This window comes from Streptomyces sp. SID3212 (assembly GCF_009865405.1).
Classification (GTDB): domain Bacteria; phylum Actinomycetota; class Actinomycetes; order Streptomycetales; family Streptomycetaceae; genus Streptomyces.
In genome coordinates, this window is record NZ_WWJY01000474.1 from 1 (window position 1) to 848 (window position 848).

General features: G+C 67.9%; 1 protein-coding gene. It reads left to right on the forward strand.

Annotated features, from left to right (window positions below):
- Nucleotides 1-388 precede the first annotated feature (388 nt).
- Nucleotides 389-646 (forward strand): UBP-type zinc finger domain-containing protein, encoded by a 258-nt coding sequence (locus tag GT042_RS14065; protein WP_345943768.1) that lies wholly within the window; start codon nt 389-391, stop codon nt 644-646.
- Nucleotides 647-848 lie beyond the last annotated feature (202 nt).

Below are 848 nucleotides of genomic sequence, written 5' to 3' on the forward strand. Positions count from 1 at the left end.
TCGGGGTCTTGGGGTCGGCGCCGCCGTCTCCGCCGCTGCCCCCGCCCCCGCCCCCGTCGCCGGAGCACGCCGTCAACGTCAGCGCGAGTGCCAGCGCGGCACCGAGCGCGGCGGCGCTCCCTCTCCCTGCCCCGCGCGCACGTAAAAGCTTCACCCTGGTGCCCCCCGTCCCCCTGCGGCACCCGGTCCGGTGCCGTACACACAGCCTTGATACAGGTTGATACCCAGGGCCCGCCCCCGCGATACCTCCCTGCTGGCGTCTGCGCGGGAGCGGCCTTACGGTGAAGGTGCACTGACTCGAAGTGACCTGTGCGGTCGGACGGGCGGCGGCGATATGGCGAGCAACGAAGAAGGTACCGGCGGGCTGATTTGTGGCCATCTCGCGGATGTGGACGAGGTGGCGCCCGACAGCGAGGACAGCTGCCTCGATTGTGTGGCACTGGGTGACACGTGGGTGCACCTGCGGGAGTGCCAGACGTGCGGGCACATCGGCTGCTGCGACTCCTCGAAGAACAAGCACGCGACGGCGCACTACGAGGCGACCGGGCATCCGCTGATTCGGTCTTACGAGCCGGGTGAGGGGTGGTGGTGGTGCTACGAGGACGAGATCGTCTTTGAGGTGGAGGGCATTGCTCCCGTGCGGTGAGCGGTGTCCCTTGCGGTTCGTGTTGTCCTCAATCGCCGGACGGGCTTGATTTTGCCCGCTGCGGGCCGGTGGCCTGGGTGCGGGCCGGTTGCCGGGGGCCGGGCAGGGGTCGTGTCCTGCACTGCATGTTTTACGTCGCGTTCAGGACCCCCGAACATTCACGGTAGTCATGCGACACAAAACACGCTTTACGTTCCGGACA